This window comes from Prevotella sp. AM42-24, from assembly GCF_003461825.1.
Taxonomy (GTDB): Bacteria; Bacteroidota; Bacteroidia; order Bacteroidales; family Bacteroidaceae; genus Prevotella; species Prevotella hominis.
This window is the reverse complement of the sequence record NZ_QTXV01000182.1, coordinates 354-555: the sequence shown is the minus strand read 5'-3', so window position 1 is coordinate 555 and position 202 is coordinate 354. Positions and strand designations below refer to the sequence as shown.

The 202-nt window shown below is 53.5% G+C and carries 1 protein-coding gene; it reads right to left on the bottom strand.

Translation table 11 applies throughout. The annotated features are described in order from the left end of the window. On the bottom strand, positions 1-202 hold a 202-nt coding region (locus tag DW917_RS18030; protein WP_233524831.1), incomplete at both ends, for a hypothetical protein.

Below are 202 nucleotides of genomic sequence, written 5' to 3'. Positions count from 1 at the left end.
TGGAGTTCCTCGACACGTTTCAGCTTCCATTCGGCAATCACCTCACGGGTATTGCCCGAAGCATCGGTGACATTGCCCTTTACAACAGCTCCGTCACCGCCATAGATGTACTTGACACCCTGCTTGTCTGTAACCTCCCAATAATAGTTGGCAGGACTGTCACCCTTGCGGATGATACGGCTGAAATCACCGCCTTGGCGGG